9 protein-coding genes, 6 tRNA genes and 1 pseudogene are annotated in these 19,959 nt (G+C 39.5%); 4 read left to right on the top strand and 12 right to left on the bottom strand.

Annotated features, from left to right (window positions below; all coding sequences use genetic code 11):
• Window positions 1-1,741: 1,741 nt before the first annotated feature.
• The 8 genes and pseudogenes from hflC to HBA_RS03510 all read right to left on the bottom strand — a co-directional run bounded on the left by hflC (window position 1,742) and on the right by HBA_RS03510 (window position 10,673).
• Window positions 1,742-2,791 (bottom strand): protease modulator HflC, encoded by a 1,050-nt coding sequence (gene hflC, locus HBA_RS02275; RefSeq protein WP_097032411.1) that lies wholly within the window; start codon window positions 2,789-2,791, stop codon window positions 1,742-1,744.
• A 31-nt stretch (window positions 2,792-2,822) separates the two neighbouring features.
• Window positions 2,823-4,052 (bottom strand): FtsH protease activity modulator HflK, encoded by a 1,230-nt coding sequence (gene hflK, locus HBA_RS02280; RefSeq protein WP_097032412.1) that lies wholly within the window; start codon window positions 4,050-4,052, stop codon window positions 2,823-2,825.
• 191 nt (window positions 4,053-4,243) lie between these two features.
• Window positions 4,244-4,507, bottom strand: a complete 264-nt coding sequence (locus HBA_RS02285; RefSeq protein WP_157774256.1) for a hypothetical protein — start codon at window positions 4,505-4,507, stop codon at window positions 4,244-4,246.
• Window positions 4,508-5,685: 1,178 nt separating this feature from the next.
• The gene (gene miaA / locus HBA_RS02290) at window positions 5,686-6,627 is read right to left on the bottom strand and encodes a tRNA (adenosine(37)-N6)-dimethylallyltransferase MiaA (RefSeq protein ID WP_097032414.1); all 942 of its coding nucleotides are present in this window, start codon (window positions 6,625-6,627) and stop codon (window positions 5,686-5,688) included.
• Window positions 6,620-8,350, bottom strand: a complete 1,731-nt coding sequence (gene mutL, locus HBA_RS02295) for a DNA mismatch repair endonuclease MutL (RefSeq protein ID WP_097032415.1) — start codon at window positions 8,348-8,350, stop codon at window positions 6,620-6,622. Before mutL ends, miaA begins: the two co-directional genes overlap by 8 nt.
• Window positions 8,351-8,549: 199 nt before the next feature.
• Window positions 8,550-9,878, bottom strand: a pseudogene (gene amiB / locus HBA_RS02300) (N-acetylmuramoyl-L-alanine amidase AmiB); the annotation flags it as partial.
• A complete protein-coding gene (tsaE, locus tag HBA_RS02305; RefSeq protein ID WP_097032417.1) occupies window positions 9,875-10,357 on the bottom strand; it encodes a tRNA (adenosine(37)-N6)-threonylcarbamoyltransferase complex ATPase subunit type 1 TsaE in 483 nt (160 codons plus the stop codon). The gene tsaE and the pseudogene amiB, both read right to left, overlap by 4 nt.
• Window positions 10,358-10,526: 169 nt before the next feature.
• Window positions 10,527-10,673, bottom strand: a complete 147-nt coding sequence (locus HBA_RS03510) for a hypothetical protein (RefSeq protein ID WP_157774257.1) — start codon at window positions 10,671-10,673, stop codon at window positions 10,527-10,529.
• 784 nt (window positions 10,674-11,457) lie between these two features.
• Between HBA_RS03510 and HBA_RS02310 the strand changes: the two genes are divergently transcribed.
• The 4 genes from HBA_RS02310 to HBA_RS02325 all read left to right on the top strand — a co-directional run bounded on the left by HBA_RS02310 (window position 11,458) and on the right by HBA_RS02325 (window position 11,929).
• A tRNA-Arg gene (locus HBA_RS02310) sits at window positions 11,458-11,531 on the top strand.
• A 67-nt stretch (window positions 11,532-11,598) separates the two neighbouring features.
• Window positions 11,599-11,671: transfer RNA gene (locus HBA_RS02315), tRNA-His, on the top strand.
• A 31-nt stretch (window positions 11,672-11,702) separates the two neighbouring features.
• Window positions 11,703-11,786, top strand: a tRNA-Leu gene (locus HBA_RS02320).
• 69 nt (window positions 11,787-11,855) lie between these two features.
• Window positions 11,856-11,929 (top strand) — tRNA-Pro (locus tag HBA_RS02325).
• Window positions 11,930-12,784: 855 nt separating this feature from the next.
• On the opposite strand, the gene HBA_RS02330 is transcribed toward HBA_RS02325, so the two are convergent.
• From HBA_RS02330 to rluD, 4 genes are all read right to left on the bottom strand, one after another.
• Window positions 12,785-12,857 (bottom strand) — tRNA-Trp (locus HBA_RS02330).
• A gap of 8 nt (window positions 12,858-12,865) precedes the next feature.
• Window positions 12,866-12,942 (bottom strand) — tRNA-Asp (locus tag HBA_RS02335).
• A 2,617-nt stretch (window positions 12,943-15,559) separates the two neighbouring features.
• On the bottom strand, window positions 15,560-18,133 hold the full coding sequence (clpB, locus tag HBA_RS02340; protein ID WP_097032418.1) for an ATP-dependent chaperone ClpB: 2,574 nt from the start codon (window positions 18,131-18,133) through the stop codon (window positions 15,560-15,562).
• 819 nt (window positions 18,134-18,952) lie between these two features.
• Window positions 18,953-19,918, bottom strand: a complete 966-nt coding sequence (rluD, locus tag HBA_RS02345) for a 23S rRNA pseudouridine(1911/1915/1917) synthase RluD (protein WP_097032419.1) — start codon at window positions 19,916-19,918, stop codon at window positions 18,953-18,955.
• Window positions 19,919-19,959: the final 41 nt, after the last annotated feature.

Consider the following 19,959-nt stretch of genomic DNA (forward strand, 5'->3'; position numbering starts at 1 on the left):
TAATAAGAACGTCTTCTTATGCTAGAATTACATAGTATACTAGTTATAGAACATACAAATTAATAATTTGTGTTACAATCATGATACTCGTGGTTTACTAAGTTATTTAATATTCATCAATATTATTTATTTAATTAATTTAAGTATTATATTAAACTCGTTAATATATTATAAATTTCAATAAAATTACTGATATTGAGATAATTGTTAATTATGCATTATCTATTTATTTATGAAATCACTCATGATTATTCGCTTGTAAAGAAAATTAAAACTATAGTTTTTGAAACTACCATTAATTTATAAGAGTTTGCTTTTAGTAAACTCCAAGTGCATTTGTCTTAAAATATATAATGCAGAGTAAAATAGTTTTACTGCTTGAAATATCGATTACATTGTTTAGATAAATATATTTAATAAATTTATTATATTTATTTATATTAAAATGACATTTTATTTATTATTAAATATCATTTATTGTACTACTAGTGCAATTATCAAGAATGGCTTGTTTAAATATTATAAATTATTTTTATCAACTAATTCATTTACAATGCTCATTAATTAATATGATTTTCATCTAAATAATCTACCTGTCAGGTTCAGATACCTATTTCATAATCAAAATTACTATCTTTTATTTACAAGATCATGTAAAACATTTTGTCATGATAAGACGCTATTCAAATTAGTAGGTAAGCAAATGCATAGAATATTTTCTTAGCGTAATGCCGTATTTATTTTTTGCTTTTAGTTTATTACTAAGCAGTGATAAGAACATGACGCGTGGTAAGAAATATTATTTATTACCATGTTATTGACGTTATATGACGTGTAATAGAGGCAAGCATGAAATAGGGTATAGATAATTTTAAGAATGGTAATGCTTTATTTATTAATGCTGTATCAATACTTTGTTTTTACTCTGTTTATTTTACTATAATCTATTGTGAGTATTTTACTGCGCAACCAAGATGTCAGGAATAGTATTTGCTAAATTTTACAATTTTTATGAACTTTGATCTATTCTAAAAAAATAACGTTTGTTAGTAATTTTCTTAATTAAGCTAGCAATGACCGTAATCATTTATGTTTGGTTAAACAAAAATATTTGATATATCTACAAGTATTTTAGCAAACTTTAAAATTAAACGTTAAAACATAATGTTTAAGCGCATTTTACGATGGCTTTTATGACGCATTATGCGTGTACTAAAAATCAGTGATGTTATTAATAATTATATATTTTGTTTCCATTTTAGCGAAAAAATGTTCAAATAATTTTGCTGATTTTCTCATAAAATAGATATAATTTTCAATGCGTTATTTACATACAGAGTAAATAATTAATTACATATTAATTACTGTTCCAAGTAGAACTTACTAGATACATTTTAGATTTATTTGATATACCTGATCAGGTATATCCTTGCTATGTAGAGCACAATAAGCAGAAAAAAGTAACAAAAAGCTCATCGCTAAATAATTTATTTTCATAATTTCACGATTTATTACTTATAAAATACAATTTATAATGCAGTTATTTAGCAACCGATGATCAATGCACAGTTTGCACTAATATATCTAATATTTATAGCGATAAATATAAATTACCTGAGGAAAAATAACTGCATCTTAAACACAACTAACGAGTTATAGCAGTAAGTCAGGAAACTTCGTATAGAGATTAAGTTATTTAAAATAATTAATACATAACAATATCTAAATTGTAGGACCCGAGTTATCGAGCCCTTATTGAATGTGTGCGACTCCCGTTAGGGTCGGTGTCGGCACACAATATTTTTGGCGATTTCATAAATCGGAAGAAATCGCTTTCCGGACTCAGCACCATTACATCATTTTTGCTGTTAAAACTATTTTCATACGCGCGCAGACTACGTATAAAAGCGTAAAATGCGGGATCTTCGCTGAACGCCTCAGCATACAGTTTGGCGGTTGACGCATCTGCTTCACCACGGATAATTAGCGCCTGCTTTTTTGCTTCGGCCAGCGTGCGGGTTACTTTGTAATCTGCAGTAGCACGCAATTTTTCTGCCTCCTCCTGTCCCTGTGAGCGGTGACGACGAGCGACAGCTTCGCGCTCCGCGCGCATACGTTGATAAATAGCATCAGATACTTCCGTTGGAAGATTAATCTGCTTAATACGTACATCCACAACTTCAATTCCGAGCGCCGTCATACTGTTTGGATTCACTGCCGGCTGTGTGCCGTTTGTTTCACTCTCTACCCGTGCAGCCGCGGAAGCAATAGCATTATCTGCCGCGGTAAGATGCATCTCTTCATCATCACCAGATGTCCCGTTATTAAGTGCCTCGCGCACGTCTGTCATCAGACGGTTGCGAGAATCGGTAACTATCTCTTTAACATCCAGCCGGCCAAGTTCTGATCGTAAACGGTCAGAAAACTTTCGTTTTAGCAATACTTCCGCTTGCGATACATCGCCGCCGCCGGTCGCCAGATAATAACGACTGAAATCACTGATGCGCCATTGAATATACGAGTCGACGATCAGATCTTTTTTCTCCATGGTCACAAAGCGATCTGCTTGGTTTTCCATGGTCTGAATGCGTGCATCAAGATTCTTAACTGTTTCCATAAACGGTATTTTTGTATGTAAACCTGGATTATAAACTAACGGTTTGTTGTCGCTATCGCGCAATACCTTACCAAAACATAAGACGATGCCGCGCTGACCTTCCTGCACTACAAACAGCGATGTAGACAGTACCATTAGCAATATTACCATAATAAGCATTAAAAGCTTACGCATCAATTACTCTCTCCTTTTGTGCGTATTAGAGTCAGTTACGCTGTGCATTAGCGCGTCGCTGATCCATGAGTGTTCTGCTGTTGTCATTACCGGCTGCAATAGGTGTCGGTGAAACTTCGGTCGATCCACCGGTAGGCAACCGCAATAGGTTTAGTGCATCGATATCCGAGCGATTTTGGCTTGTGCTGGCCGTAGGGGTGTGTAATAGCTTGTCCAGAGGTAACACAATAATATTATTATTGCCTTTATCGTTGACTAGAATTTTGCTAGTTTTGCTTAAAATACGTTCCATTACGTCGATATACAGACGTTCGCGGGTAATTTGCGGGGCCGCTTTATATTCCGGCAATACCTTGGCGAAACGCTGCACTTCCCCCTGCGCTTCTAGCACGGTACGGGCTTTATAAGCACGTCCCTCTTCCAGAATGCGTTGCGCTTGACCGTTAGCACGAGGCTGCACTTCATTAGAATATGCTTCGGCTTCGCGAATATATTGTTGTTCGTTTTCGCGCGCAGCAATTGCATCATCAAAAGCTGCTTTCACTTCTTCCGGAGGCCTAGCTGCCTGAAAGTTGACGTCTAACAGGGTGATCCCCATATCATAAGGCTGAATAGTTTCTTCCAGCACACGCTGAGTATCGCTGCGCACGACAGTGCGTCCTTCGGTCAGGATGCGATCCATAGTGTATTTACCAATAACGCCACGCAGCGCGCTATCGGTAGCTTGACGTAGGCTGTCGTTAGCGTTCGTAACGCTAAACAAATATCGTTCTGGGTCGGTCACGCGATACTGCACGTTCATTTCGACACGTACTACGTTCTCATCGGTGGTTAACATAACTCCTGAAGCTGCAAGCTCCCGTACTGACTCGACGTTAACTGCAGTCACTACATCAATGAAAGTAGGCTTCCAGTTCAGGCCAGGCTGAACTAGATGATCAAATTCGCCAAAACGCAGCACTACGCCTCGCTCTGCTTCTTTAATCGTATAGAAGCCGCTGCTCGCCCAGATAATTATAACAGCCGCAATAACCAAGCAGATATAACGGCTGCTTCTGTCTGGTGCAAACATTCCGGTAACACCACCTTTATTGCTGAACCCGCTGAATTTGCGATAGATGTTTCGGAACATATCATCTAGATTGGGCGGTCCTTGTTCATGTTCGCCTTTATTGTTATTCTTGCCATAATTGCCATTATTATTGTTACTTCCCCATGGGTCGCGGCTATTTTCGTTATTACCTGACTGATTACACGTCATGTTTGCTCCATTTTACTTTAACTTATTATTATTTAAGCTTGAATTCCTCAAGGACGGTCAGGCATGTTCGTCGAACAACACCCTTTTCTGATTACATAAACGATGTTTGTCGATACTCAACAATGCTAATAACATTGCCATGCTTAGCAATTTCCTTCAGTTTACGCTTTTTATTGTATGTTCTGCAGCCGTTAAAAAACGGCGGCGTAACCCGCCCCCGGTCTCAAGAGCAAACCAAGCGATCTCATGGGCGCATGATTTTTCCTTTCAGGTGCTAGATAAGGTGTATTCATCAATAGAATATGCCCAATCGTTGTTGTGGGAAAAAGGCCACCCCGGCTGGATAATTTTTCTTTATCAAGATCGAAGAGGGGAGGGATTAAAATTGCCAAGTTGAGGCTTTTATCTATGACCAACAGGTTTAAAATATTATTATCTCCGATCTCAACGAGCACCTCACCCACATCATGAATATAATTACTAATAAATGTGTCGGCAGCTTCTCTAATATGTATCTATAGGTGTATATGGTTGCAGGTTATTTTACCACGGTTTCTAAAAATGGCGTTTAAAGTACGCCACTAAGTACTGGAACAGGTAGCATATAAATTATACTGTATCTACCAAATAGGCACCACTCACACGTCACCAAATTTTAATCCGGAAGCCTCGGAGAGGGAAGTTAGGTGAAATAGCTTAGCAGTCAATAGATTTTGTCTTAGACCATCTAACCGCTTGTATATATACTAGAAATCCTAGCAAGTTGACTCAATTGTGTGGATCATTTCTACCATGTATTTTACCGTTTTTTTTGGCGCTCATTCTGAGAAAATGTTAAGGATGACCCCCGTACGATCGATAATTCCACATTCTTACAGGAAGTTCAAAATTATGCCCTTAGGCTGGAAGATTAAGACCTGATCGAACATTCACATAGACACGTTATTGATTTAAACTTTTTAATAATGTTTCGGAGCAAACACTCCCCTCCTCCTCCGAGGATAAAGAAGACAAAGCTTAAAATTTCAACAAATATATCATATCTTTGGTATTGCTAAACAATATAAATTAGAAAAGTATGCTGATTAGCATCATACAGAGGTTCAACAACCGTACAATCTCTTATGTGTAGATATATCTCGAAGCTATAATTTAATCTTAACGTTAACAGCACGCTAAAACAGAGAGCTGTGGTCGACAGACAAGCGTCCTATTCAGCATTATCGCGTTTTTACTGCACTAGTTTTGCGAAGCAGGTATGTTACTCCTTGTTATATTATAATTAATGTGATTACAACAGCTAAGATTGTTATTATGATGCAATATAATTAAGCACATAGGCACGACAGTGGAAACATTCTGTTTGTAAGCTATCTAGCTAACCTTGTTTTTAACAAAGTTACAAACTAATACAAAAATCCAATCTGTCCTTGTAGTTTTAATGCCATTAACTAAATAAAAACCGGAACTCGTTCTTGACGCAACAAGTTCAAGAATAAATATTGCAAAGATTACCATTTCGCCATTTTTTCTCTCATGTGCTTTTTGTTTGTAACAGGAAGCACATGGCTATGAGTAAATAATTATTATAAAACTAGCGTTGAGCAATATAGATTATACACAATCATTTAACCTATGTATTGACAACTTGTAATACTCTCTCGAAAGATATGGTGGGATCATCACTATTAAGCCAATGAATATCCCGCCATCTTCGCAGCCAGGTTAGTTGACGCTTGGCAATCTGCCGAGTCGCGCAAACAACACGAAAAACCATGTCATCATAATTGGTTTCTCCGGCAAGGTATGACCACATCTGGCGGTAACCGACGCAACGCATGGATGACATTTCCTGATTCAGATCGTCTCGGGCAAAGAGTGTAATCATCTCTTGCTCAAAACCGTCGGTCAACATTTGATCAAAGCGTTGCGCAATACGCTGATGTAGCAATGCACGATCAAATGGCGCAATAGCGAATTGATGTACCTGATAAGTCAGTCTTTCACTAAATACTTTTGTCAATTGCGTTCTAGTGTGACCAGAAACAAAAAAAATTTCTAGTGCCCGCGACAATCTCTGCGTGTCATTGGGATGAATCCGATTTGCCGTCATCGGATCAAGCTTTTGTAATTGTCGATATAATTCTTGTTTCCCTACTGTTTTTGCTTTGCGTTCAATAAGAGTGCGCACCTCAGCACTTGCCGGGGGCAAGTGAGATAATCCTTCTAGGAGCACCTTAAAGTAGAACATGGTCCCGCCTACCAGCAACGGTATACGACCTGCCTTAGTAATTTTTGCCATTTCCTTAAGCGCATCACGGCGGAACTGTGCCGCTGAATAAGACTCTACAGGATCTAAAATATCTATTAGCCGATGGGGTGCTATTGCTAACTTTTCGGCGCTGGGCTTAGCCGTACCAATATCCATACCGCGATAAATCATAGCGGAATCAACGCTAATAATCTCAACCGGCAGGTGTTGGCATAACGTCATTGCAAGCGTAGTCTTACCGGATGCAGTTGGCCCCATAAGGAAGATGGCCTTAGAACAGATTGAGGATAGCAGCTTATTCATTGTTTAGGGTTTTAATAGCGTCTTCAATATTCAATGCTAACAACAGTTTTTCAGGAGGAGATTTTACCCATTGTGGACAAATACGTTCTACCTCAGCAAGCAATTGTATCACCCGGGCATGGCTCCAACCGACTACTTCGTACTGAAGTCGATTAGCAAACCAGGAAGCTATTTGATTATGCATCACTGATGTTTTATCGTACAGATATCTTAGCAACTCTGGAATTAATTTTCTTAAATTTTGTTGGCGTAATGGTAAAGGTACTGCATTTAGTATCGCCTGATTAAGATCCGCATGTAATAAAATCCCTATTTTTTGCAGCATTAGTTGATGGTATTTCAGCGCCTCAATTTCTTCATTGCTTAGTATCATGCGCAGCGGAATCAGAAGCGGCTGTGAGTGCAGCTGATCAGTACGAGGCGTTAGTTGGTGTTCGGTTAGGTAGCGTTTGGCAACTGGCAGTGAGAGAATCGATAGACTACTAGACGACTCTATGAGCGCATAGTAGGGAGCAAGAAGCGTCAGTACTTTACCAAAACTAGGGGGGGGAAGTGGCTGTCCCGGAGAATTTTTAGACACGGTACTACCTTCGATCTGTTGCGCTACACATAAGGTAGATATCTCGTCGCTAGTAGCAGGTAGGGAAAAACAATTGCGCCCGGCTGCCTGCCGATTCTCTAGTATGCGTGGTTTCGTATTATCTAAGCCGATCGTCCGGCACGTCGCCACTATTTGCTGAAGGACGGTTACTGCTGCTTGATAAATAAAATCATGCACCAGCCTCGCTTGATGAAAACGCACCTCTTGTTTGGTAGGATGTACATTGACGTCTACCTGATGAAGTTCCACCTCGAGAAATAGCACAAAAACCGGATGTTGCTTTACCCCCAACACTTCCTGATAAGCCTGCCGGATAGCGCAATTAATTAGTTTATCGCGAATCGCGCGCCGATTAACATAACTGTATTGCATATCAGGCAGATTTTGCTTAATCGGATCTGCTAGCCATCCGTGGATAGCCAGATCGCCATGTTTCCACAATACGCTCCGGGCGTGTTTAACAAAAGCTAAGCCGCAAACACTTTCCAGCCTATGCAAATTTTGGCTTTGCTTGCTAGCCGTACGGTATTGTCGCACAATTTTGCCATTATGCCGCAAAATAAATGCTACGTCGAATCGGGCCAGCCCGATTCGACGTAGCACCTCATAAATATGATTGAATTCGGTTTTTTCGGTGCGCATAAACTTACGTCTAGCTGGCGTATTATAAAACAGATTAAATACTTCTACGGTCGTTCCGACTGGATGAGCAGCGGGCTTAAGCATCACTGCTAGTTCACTCCCCTCCGTGTATGCTTGCCATGCTTCGCTTTGCGTGTCGATACGCGAGGTCAAAATCAGACGTGATACGGCGCTAATGCTGGCTAACGCTTCCCCGCGAAATCCCATACTGGTGATGCTTTCAAGATCATTTAGGCTAGCAATTTTGCTGGTGGCATGACGAGCTAGCGCTAGGGCTAGTTCTTGTTTAGCGATACCACTGCCATTATCACGGACCTGTATCCTTTTGGTGCCGCCACGCTCGACATCGATCTCAATATGAGTTGCCCCGGCGTCAATACTATTTTCAATAAGCTCTTTTACCACCGCAGCAGGTCGTTCCACTACTTCTCCTGCGGCTATTTGATTGGCAATTTGTGGCGGTAGCACTTGAATCCTCATAATGATTACGCCTCTAGCTTTTAATGGGTTATATGATAAATATTTCTTCAGCATAACTCTTTATTTAGCGCTATATTATTAGCAGCTTGATTAAGCTGGAAACAACCTATATTGACGGTTATAAAGGAAAGCCTTTCACCCTATTTCAGGAGACCGCCTCCTTAGGCTTTGGAGATCAGCTCATCGATGTTAGACGATGACCTAGCCTTTGGGTTACGTTGGTCTCGGTGTTTGCTGCGGAACCAACGTTATGCGGAAGATTTTTAAGTTTTGAACCAGTTTGCAACGGATGCGCCAGAAAATAAGCGCGCAGGCCCAGGTACAAGGCGTTGGCAATCTTATCTTGGTAAGCATTGTGACCGAGCAAACGTTCTTCTCGAGAATTACTTATGAAACCAGTTTCTACTAGTAACGAAGGAATATCCGGCGATCGTAATATGCCGAGACTAGCGTGTTCCGGTTGACGTTTATGCAGCATGCATACTCTTTGTAGCTGGCCCAGCACTTTTACTGCGATGTCGTATCCTACCCGCTGAGAATGCCCGAACTGTAGATCTAGCACAGCTTGGATGAGGTAGGGATCATTCTGATTGTTGGCTAACAAATTGCCTGCACCTCCGAGTAGCTCAGACTGTTTTTCATGCTGCTCAAGCCAGTTCGTCATTTCGTTATTAGCGCGACGATTAGACAACACCCAAACTGATGCGCCGCAGGCATTGCGATTAAGTGCCGCGTTAGCGTGAATAGATACCAACACGCTAGCGCCCCTTTTACGCGCGCTATCAGAACGGCCTATAACGGAAATAAAATAATCTCCATCACGAGTCAATACTGGCTTGAAAAGCCTGTCTCTATCAAGCAGCGCTTTTAGCTTACGTGCGATGGCGATAGTTACATTTTTTTCATGCAGGCCGTTAGGCCCGGTAGCTCCCGCATCCTGACCACCATGTCCGGCATCTATGGCAACCACCACCGGCTCAGAATTAGCCGGCAACTGTCTGCACGGCTTAATCGTCGATATTGATGCTGGGGTTACAACCGCGGCAAAGCTTTCCATCACTTTGATTCTTTTGATACAGTTTTTTTTTATTGATCTTGATGACGGTTGCGTGCTTGAAATAGACGAAACTGTAGTCGGCTGTTGATTTTTCACATTTAGCACTACATTATAGCGTCCGCCCCACTGCCGTATCGTAGCCTGCGCTCGAGATTTGCGGGTTAATTCGCATACTAGACGTATACTATCCTTATTAATTGGTGTACTAATTCTAATACGTTTAATCAAATTTTTGCCGCTGAAATAGATCGGCAACCCCCGTATCAGGCTGCTTTGGAAGATGTCTATAACTACTCGTTCTGGATTATGTAGCGAGAAAAAAGCGTAACCAGGCTGCTGATTAAACCTAAGGGTAACTATTGCTTGATAAGCGCTATTCGCAACATTGATATCGCTGAGCGGCGACGCCACTGCTTCTCCTCTGACCAAGCACATCGCTAACGCCAGCATTATCCTGAACTTTAGCTTCATGAAGGAGTTCCTTGCTGAGGTATCAGTAGTTGCGTTAGCATGCACTTGCTGTTGTCACTAATGGCTATTGCTTCGATCTGCCGACCGTTCCCTTTATACGTTAGCGTCAAGGCAATATCCGCTGATGGCAAGACACCTCTCCCGCGCTCTGGCCATTCGACTAAGCACATGGAAGTTTTATTAAAATAATCTCGAAGACCCATAAATTCAAGTTCCTCCGGATCCGCCAAACGATAAAGGTCAAAATGATAAATTGTCCAGTTTGGCAATATGTAGGGCTCTACCAAAGTGTAGGTAGGGCTTTTAACCTTGCCAAGGTGGCCTAAAGCACGAAGCAAACCACGGCACAATGTGGTTTTACCAGCACCCAGATCGCCATACAAATAAATTACGTGGGCTTTCTGGCAGGCAAAAGCCAATATTGTACCAACTGTTACAGTTGCCGTTTCATCGGGAAGAGATATAATAAGTTTTTGCATGCATAGTTTCTATGAAGAATCTAAAATAAATAAACAAATATAATGCTAGCAGTAAATTATTGGCCGGAATACTAAAGATTACTTTCTCGCAGTCATTCGGTCGGCTGTGAGTCATTGAATACGCAAAGCTAATATAAGTTGCATCATACGGCGATAACTGTTGCGTAAGTCAACCGCCAAAGATATCGGATAATAAATCTATTTTTCCTAATGCCGTGTCCACGTTACTAATATTCTCGATAACAACCGTGTCATCTTCAGTGGCTAGCAAACTTTTTGCATTTTTTAGCACTACTACACTGTAGTAGTGCCTCACCAGTTTTTATACACGTAGTCCATAAGTAAACGGTAATTTTCATGCCTCAGACGTTGTTAATCAGCAAACAAACAACTACACATAGTATGAAACATAATAAATTTTGTGACTTTTTTAGGATAAAATACCAGTCAGGTAAGCGCATATGCGGCTTAATGCATCGTTTATCTTAGTTTTTTAAAGCGCGCCGCGAATTTTGCCAAAACTGCTTATTTAAAGCTAGGTTTTTTACCATCACTTCCGCTAATTTCTAAGCTATACTGTATAATATTTAAATTAGCAATATTATTCATTAGCACACTCACAAGTCAATCCAGGGTCTATATAGTAGTTAGAGCTTCATGAGGCTCTCGTCGCATAGTGTTAATTGCGACGGCAAACTCATGATTTGCGCTCATAAATCAACAGGTATTAATTATTTGCTTTTATGCTTGCGGGGGACATCGCGAAGAGTAATACCGGCTGCAACAGTTTTAAAATGGATTGCTACCTTAGTGGTATTTTCAGATCAAGTCATTTTGTTTAACCTTTAATCGTTAGGAATAACTGATGCAGACATATTTACGAACATGTCTCACAGAGCCCCATAATAAACATGTGGGATACATCTAAAATGTTATTTACCCGCTGCCAATCAAACATGCAAGGTGTGGCAATATTTTTGGGGTAAAAGTATGTTGATAACTTAAATAATAGCAGAGTAATTAAAGCGCATCATTTATGTTAAAAACTGCTAGACATTTGCTACATAAATCTATACATTACTAGAATGCAATAGTGCGCAGTGCCTGTAGCTCAGTTGGATAGAGCGTTGCCCTCCGAAGGCAAAGGCCTCAGGTTCAAATCCTGACAGGCACGCTAGCAGCGTTTATGCACGTAACAATGGTACGCCATAAACCTAGTTTTACTATAAAATTCAGTAATGGTGATTGTAGCTCAGTTGGTAGAGCCCTGGATTGTGATTCCAGTTGTCGTGGGTTCGAATCCCATCAGTCACCCAATAATTATTTTAATGTTATTAGTGAGCATGCGAAGGTGGCGGAATTGGTAGACGCGCTAGCTTCAGGTGTTAGTGTCTCAAGAGACGTGAGGGTTCAAGTCCCTCTCTTCGCACTATATCTTTAAAATCACATGTCCATTAACATTCCTCAATAAGTCTGCTTGGTCTATACTATGTAATCTCGGCGAGTAGCGCAGCTTGGTAGCGCAACTGGTTTGGGACCAGTGGGTCGGAGGTTCGAATCCTCTCTCGCCGAAATATTCTCAAGGATCTTAAAAACTATATTCAGGTAAAATCACAATAATGTGTTGTTTGATCTATATCATGGCTATGACTATTTAGAATAGTGAGTATCAAAAATCATGTAAATCTTTCATTTTTGTCTATCTTATATAGTAAGTTACACTACTTTAGTAAATCTCTATTGATCTTCTGCAACCTCTGAGCCCCTCGAATGTTATGTGCTATAGTTGTTTTTCTTCGTTATGTCGGGAAAAACTACTGCTCCTTTTAGGAAAAGTAGTTTTTGTGTCATAAAACTTTTGATTAGACAGGCATGTCTAATTTTAGACTTCTGAAAAGATTCAGTTACTGATAGCAATTGGTAAGAAACAATACCTCTACCATATTTTCCAGTACTAGTTAAGGGGTTTAGTTCTTTGGTAAGTCAACTTTTGCTTTCAAACTTGGCTAAGGTAACTCACCTTATTATATATTGTACACAGCCTGCTAGTATAAGCAGCTAAGTCTTTCTTATGTAAGTTTTATTTGCACTTATCTTATCATGATAAGTGCCTTTAAATTTTAATCAAATCAATATTGCGATAGCTTATACCATAGTTTATCTCTGCAGGCGATATTACGATTAAATCATTGAATTTTGTTTTGCTATTTTGAAGATTAATTTTCTGCGTGCTAGTTAAGCTGATTATGTATGGTTGCAATACTATTACGGTGATCGCTGTTTTTGCACTTGGTGAGTACAATTTTAACTCATGTCGTCTTCGACCTTTAGATTTTATTGATAAGTCTTTTATGTAATATATTTAATAGTTTAAGATCGGGAGTTAACAAATAGGGATCGACAAATAAAAATTAATGGTTTGTGGGGCAGGGGTGGAGAGACTTGAACTCCCAACACCCGGTTTTGGAGACCGGCGCTCTACCAATTGAACTACACCCCTAAATAAGGTGGCGGTGCGGACGGGACTTGAACCCGCGACCCCCGGCGTGACAGGCCGGTATTCTAACCAACTGAACTACCGCACCCCCAAAATCGTTACACACTCAGAATTAAAATTAACTAGTTCAGCTCTTACTGTTAATTATTCTAACATGAGTTGAGGTTTTACTTGCTTGTTTAGGTTTTTATTGTCTCGGTATTAAATAATACGACATGTTATATGTTTGCAAGTTTTCTACTCTCATACATATAAGTAATATAATACTGCTTGCCTCTATAGGCAAGCTTTTAACCATTAATTTTATTCGTACTAGCAGCAAATTCACGTAAAATTAGCACCAGGCTGTTTTACTATGCTTTAAACTCAGCTTACTTATCACTCACTTGAAATTTTAAACTGAGTGATAAGTAAGCTAACCTTTGTACTTCTTTATTACATTTGGTTAAGAATCGAATTCCTCAAGCACATTACTTGCCAATCAATATTGGCAAACCAGACATAACCGTTTTTCATCATAAAATGCATTTAACTAAATTAAATTTCAAATTTTATTCCATCTTAACTGGCGCCATCAACACTTCAAAAATGTACATGTATTTTACACATTAATGCTCAATATGTAGGTCTCAAGCATAGTAAGATTTACGTATTTTCTGTATGTACTACGAGTACACATTATTGTTGCATTAAACTCTAATGCACTTGGATTCTAAAAATTCCTAACCATGATTACTTCATTCGAGTTAAGTAACACTGAATCGGCAAGAAATTTGCTGCTTTTGTTGTAGTTATATACATAAATACACTATTACATAGGCTAAGAATAGCCTATGGCTTATTATGTTTGCTTTTGTGTTTGTCCGCGGTATTATATATTTAGTAAACAGTTGTAGCTGTTGTTTGTGCGACTGGTTTTTAGTTAAGAAACATAAGACCTTGTGTCTACATATTTGTATGTCTTCTCCTGAAGTTATAACTATACCTTGTTTAACTTCTTTATCGTTTTGCTTCTTTATCTGAGTACTTTAAGTGCTCATGATATTATTTCATTTTACTACATGTATTGATTTAAGGTATGGTCCCACTTAACGTTCATAGCGTTAAAAACGCTATTACTAAGCTTAGTATCTGTTAATTTTATTTTATGATTAAAATTATCATAATCATTGTCAAGTAAATGTAGACATTTTCTCATTGCTTTGCTGATGCAACTTCTTACAGAAGAAATTTAATTTGTTATACATCACTAAAATTTAGGGTTGATACGCTGCAGTTAATGCCTTACATCAGGAGTTGCTTGTCAATACATATATCTTATATATGTATTGACACTTGATTCAATAACATTGAGGTATTTATTTATTAGTTAGTTTTTTAGTCGTGTCACACTGTTTGCTCATCCTAAAATCAGGATTGACCGTAAAAACTTCATTGAAAAATCATTTCTGTTACAGAATAACAGTACACTGGCCTATTTTCTTTAAATTGTTTTAGAAAACTCGCATGTGGGATTGCATTGTCTTAAAGACATAAACTTTTTAGAAAAAAGTCATTTATTAAATGACTAAACTACTGTATTAGTATAGTGCTAGTGACACTATACATGGTGAAGATTTAAATTGCTGACATTTATTTACAAGTAGGCACATTTTATGTAAAACATATTCTTTACACATGTATTTTTATTTATCATTGCTATTACGCATTACTACAACTTAAGTCACGTTGTAGTTTAGTCGTACATAGATTAAGCTTGATACGATTGCATTATGATAAAATGTTTTGTGTTAATCATTAGATCTAAGAAAAGCTAGTACACTTGATTAGATTTTAACTACTTACTTTGTTTTTAAATTTTATTAAATGTGAACTTTAAGTATTTAGACTACAAGGGATCATAGAAAGTTTTTTTGATGTGGCAGATAATTTAATTATAGACTTTTCTGCAGTAATCTTGTTATTATTTAACTCTACTTATTAATACAAATGGGAAAACCATTTCTACATATTAAATTAATTATTTTATAACTTATTTCCATGGATCCTCAAGCAGTGTTTTTAAAACTGTGAATCGTATGAATACAGTTTTTTATCTTTTGCAACATTAATGTCCGAGCATTAATATCTATTTATAAAATTACTTTCGCTAAAAATTTATATTTTACGTATTGTACTGCACATCAAAAATTATATTTTTAGTAATGTTAAGCAATACTTATGCTTTTATAATTTCTTATATTATCGTATCAAAGTCAAATCACAGATACTATCTAATTTTAAATTAATTTTAATAAACACGTTTTACTCAAAGAGTTTTACAACACCAAATTTTCTTGGTACACCAATTTAATAATTAGGTAAAGGCGTTACAATTTTGTAACACTGTTATTTTAATCGTTTTAACGCCGTGATTTACTGTAGCATTTAATCCTTATATTTTGATTTTGTCACTCTATTCATTATACTCAATAGAGCTTAATTTAAACTAAAATCAGTCGCTTTCACTAGCTATGTCAGCCAGTGAAAGCGACTGATTCCCAATCAAACGCACTTTACTTATAAGTTTAGATACAAACGACATGCGATTTGATTAATAATCAGTGTACAACAACATCGCTAATATACGATACTGTTAACCTCTTTGATAGAACTCTCTCTGGGTTATAGCGTAGTTAGCCGTTGAAACACTAATTTAATGTTGATCACTGACTAGCAATAATATGATCTTTCCATACTTCTAGATTAATGGGTTTTCCCGGCACCAATTGACCAGTCAGTATCTGCTGCGAAAGCATGTTCTCTATCTTTTGTTGAATAGTGCGTTTTAACGGTCGTGCGCCATAAACGGGATCAAAACCCGATTTACTCAACAACGCTAGTACCTCGGCGCTGGCGTTGGCGGTATACCCCCGTTCTTTTAAGCGCTGGTACAACAGCTGCAACTGAATTTGCGCAATTTTGACAATATGCTCGTGGCTCAAAGGATGAAAGACAACGACTTCGTCCACTCGGTTAAGGAACTCTGGCCTAAAATGGTGGCTTACAACTTCAAGCACGATATCTTTCATTTCTTGATAATTCATCTTGCCAAAGCGCTCTTGAATAACGTCCGACCCTAGGTTGGACGTCATGATGATCACTGTATTACGAAAATCCACGGTACGTCCCTGACCATCGGTCAGACGACCGTCATCTAATATCTGCAGCAAAATATTAAATATATTCGGATGTGCTTTTTCGATTTCATCCAGAAGAATCACCGAATAAGGACGGCGGCGTACTGCTTCAGTCAAATACCCCCCTTCTTCATAACCGATATAGCCAGGAGGAGCGCCTAACAATCGCGATACCGAATGTTTTTCCATAAATTCGGACATGTCGATACGAACCATAGAATTTTTGCTATCGAACAAAAACATCGATAGCGCTTTGCATAGTTCCGTTTTACCTACCCCTGTTGGACCTAAAAACATAAAGGAACCGATTGGTCGATTAGGGTCAGCCAGACCAGCCCTGCTGCGGCGTATGGCGTTAGACACTGCTGCCACTGCTTCATTCTGTCCAATGACCAACTGATGCAAATCATGCTCCATTTGTAGCAGTTTAGTCTGCTCGCTTTTTAGCATCCTTGATACAGGGATGCCCGTCCAGCGGGCTAGCACTTCGGCAATCTCGATGTCGGTAACTCGGTTGCGTAATAAGCGCATACCTTTGCCTTCTGTTTGCGATACCGCCGCAAGTTGTTTTTCCAAAGCAGGGATTGTACCGTACTGCAATTCAGACATCCTTGTTAAATCACCAATGCGCCGTGCTTGCTCAATCGAAATCTTTGCTTGTTCCAGTTCTGCTTTCAAATGCTGTGTGCCTGATAAAGAAGATTTTTCTGCTTTCCATTCCTCTTCAAGTTCAGCATAATCTAGTTCTTTTTGTGTCAACTCATCATTAAGCATAGCCAGCCGTTTGATGCTAGCATCATCTGATTCTTTCTTTAGCGCCTGCTGTTCCAGCTTTAATTGAATTATTCGGCGCTCTAGACGATCTATCTCTTCCGGTTTAGAGTCTATTTGCATGCGAATGCTGGCTGCAGCTTCATCTATAAGGTCAATCGCCTTGTCTGGCAGTTGTCTGTCGGCAATATAACGATTTGACAGCGCAGCAGCTGCAACGATAGCCGGATCTGTGATCTGCACATGGTGATGCAATTCATAACGTTCTTTCAAGCCGCGCAGAATAGCGACAGTATCCTCTACGTTAGGTTCTGTAACCAAAACTTTTTGAAACCGCCGTTCTAACGCGGCATCCTTCTCAATAAATTTGCGATATTCATCAAGTGTCGTTGCCCCTACGCAATGCAGTTCGCCGCGGGCTAGCGCAGGTTTAAGCATATTGCTGGCATCCATCGCGCCGTCCGCCTTGCCAGCGCTCACCATTGTATGCAATTCGTCAATAAACAAAATAACATTTCCTCCCTGCTTCGACAAATCGCTCAATACGCTTTTTAGGCGTTCTTCAAATTCACCGCGGTATTTCGCACCGGCCACTAGCGATCCCATGTCTAGAGATAACACCCGGTTTTTTTTCAAACCTTCGGGCACTTCACCATTGACGATACGCTGAGCTAGCCCCTCGACAATAGCTGTTTTTCCCACCCCGGGATCACCGATAAGAACCGGATTATTTTTGGTACGACGCTGCAACACTTGAATAGTACGGCGAATTTCTTCGTCGCGACCAATCACGGGGTCAAGTTTGCCCTGCTCTGCACGCTCAGTGAGATCGATGGTGAATTTTTGCAGAGCTTGGCGTTGATCTTCTGCTCCTTTATCGTTTATAGGATTACCGCCGCGCATTTTCTCAATTGCCAAAGTAATTGACTCCGTATTAACGCCTGCCGACTTCATGAGCTCGGCCATCGTCCCACGCGATTCCAGCAATGCTAGAACAAAGAGTTCGGAAGATATAAAACTATCGGCGCGTTTTTGTGCTAACTTGTCGCACAGGTTTAACACGCGCATCAGATCTTGCGAAGGATGTACATCTACCCCGTTAAACTCCACTTGCGGCAGCCGTTCGCAAGCCTGATTGACCGCACTAATAAACGGCAAAATATTAACGCCAGCGGATTGTAGTAGTTGACGCACGGTGCCATTTTCTTGTTTCAACATGGCCGCCATTACGTGTGAAGGTTCAACACATGGGTTATCATGCCGAATCGCCATAGATTGAGCATCGGCTAGAGCAAGCTGTAATTGGTTAGTTAGACGATCTAGACGCATAACTTCTCTCACTTTTGATAAAATCACTATTTTAAGATTAAATCAGGTAGTTTATTTATAATGCAAGTTATATATTGCTAATAAGCAAAAGAATTATTCTTACCCATTCTTTCTTGTCTTAATCAAGAAAATTATTGCAACTAAAGTTGCAATGCGTATATACACCCTTCGGTAAGGTATAGAAAAGTATTTATTGCCTGCACTGTGCAATACTTACCGCCATATATGTCGTATATTTCTACCATCATCAGACTTAAAATCGCTAGTTGGTAGAGATATCTATATTTTCCCTGCAGACAAAACACGCTATTGATCATAACACTATGATAAGTAAGTATTTATATGAGCAAACATTTAAAATACTTTCCAACTGCACCTGAAATGCTACCTACGTATGCTTTTGTACATTCATGCATCACCTCGTCAACCGGCATGTATGAGCAACCCTATTTATCGTTTCGTATTAATCGGAAAATAGCTCCGGAAAACAAACATTGGTCATTAATAATACAAAACTTGGTGCCTATATTGTACTAGTGTAACCCGCATCACCGTACGTAGAGTTTATCTCTTTGACATTTCATACTAAAACCACATCTATGCCGTATACCTGAATCAGGTAATACGGCGCTGCGGGAAGATGCAACAGCTACTTTACACATCGATAATTGTCTGCACTGAAGGTAAAATCATTGCCGGCATGCCCCTAAAATAAAAAAAATTTTAGGACGAGTAGCTCACGCTGTCCCCGCAAGTCGTTCTGCAAGCCCCTAATGGGGGGTTACCAGATGTGGGGCAATAAGCTGCTTCACGACTTGTTTAGTTTTTTTGGCATAATTCATTGTCTTTTTTCAACTGTGTTATCAGCAAAGACATATCCTGCGGAAGGGGAGCGTACCATTCCATTTTAATCGAGGTGATTGGATGGTAAAATTGTAATAAAGTGGCATGCAGAGCCTGGCGATTAAAACGGCACAGCACTTCGTTAAAAGATTCTGAAGCGTTTTTAGTCGGTCTCGAACGTGTGCCATAAAGTGGATCTCCCACCAGCGCATGATTGATATGAGCCATATGCACGCGAATCTGATGAGTGCGACCGGTCTCCAAACGTAAGCGCAGGTGCGTATGCGCGCGAAAGTGCTCTATAATGCGGTAATAGGTCACTGCTGGCTTACCCATCTGGTTTACTGCCATACGCATTCGCTTGGTGGGGTGACGAGCGATCGGCTGCTCTACGGTACCACCATAAGTCATCTTGCCTATAGCGATAGCTTCATATTCTCGTATAATTTTCCGTGCCTGCATTAAAGCCAGCAGGCGTATTTGTGCCGGCACAGTTTTGGCCAACACCATCAGACCAGTAGTGTCTTTATCCAATCGATGGATGATACCTGCACGGGGTACATCCAAAATGGGTGGGAAATAATGCAGCAGCGCATTCAATAAGGTGCCATCAGCATGGCCGGCGCCAGGATGTACCAACAGATTACAGGGTTTATTTATAATAAGAATATCGTCATCTTCATAAATGATATTTAACGGAATATCTTGTGCTTCCCAGCAAGACTCTTTTATAGAAATCTGCATTTCTATAAATTCTCCGCCAAGCATTTTTTTTTTAGGCACTGTGGTAATATGTCCGTTCACCCTTACTAAACCGGCAAGTATCCAGGCTTTTATCCTCGATCGGGAATAATTAGGAAACGTTTTAGCTAAAGTCTGATCTAAACGTTGTCCGCGTTGTGATACATTCACCGTTCCGTTAATTTGTTTGTACCGTATCATATATATGAATATTTATTCACGTTGAGTTTTTATGGCGATGC

Origin of the sequence: Sodalis endosymbiont of Henestaris halophilus (assembly GCF_900161835.1) — a bacterium.
In the GTDB taxonomy this organism is placed as follows: domain Bacteria; phylum Pseudomonadota; class Gammaproteobacteria; order Enterobacterales; family Enterobacteriaceae.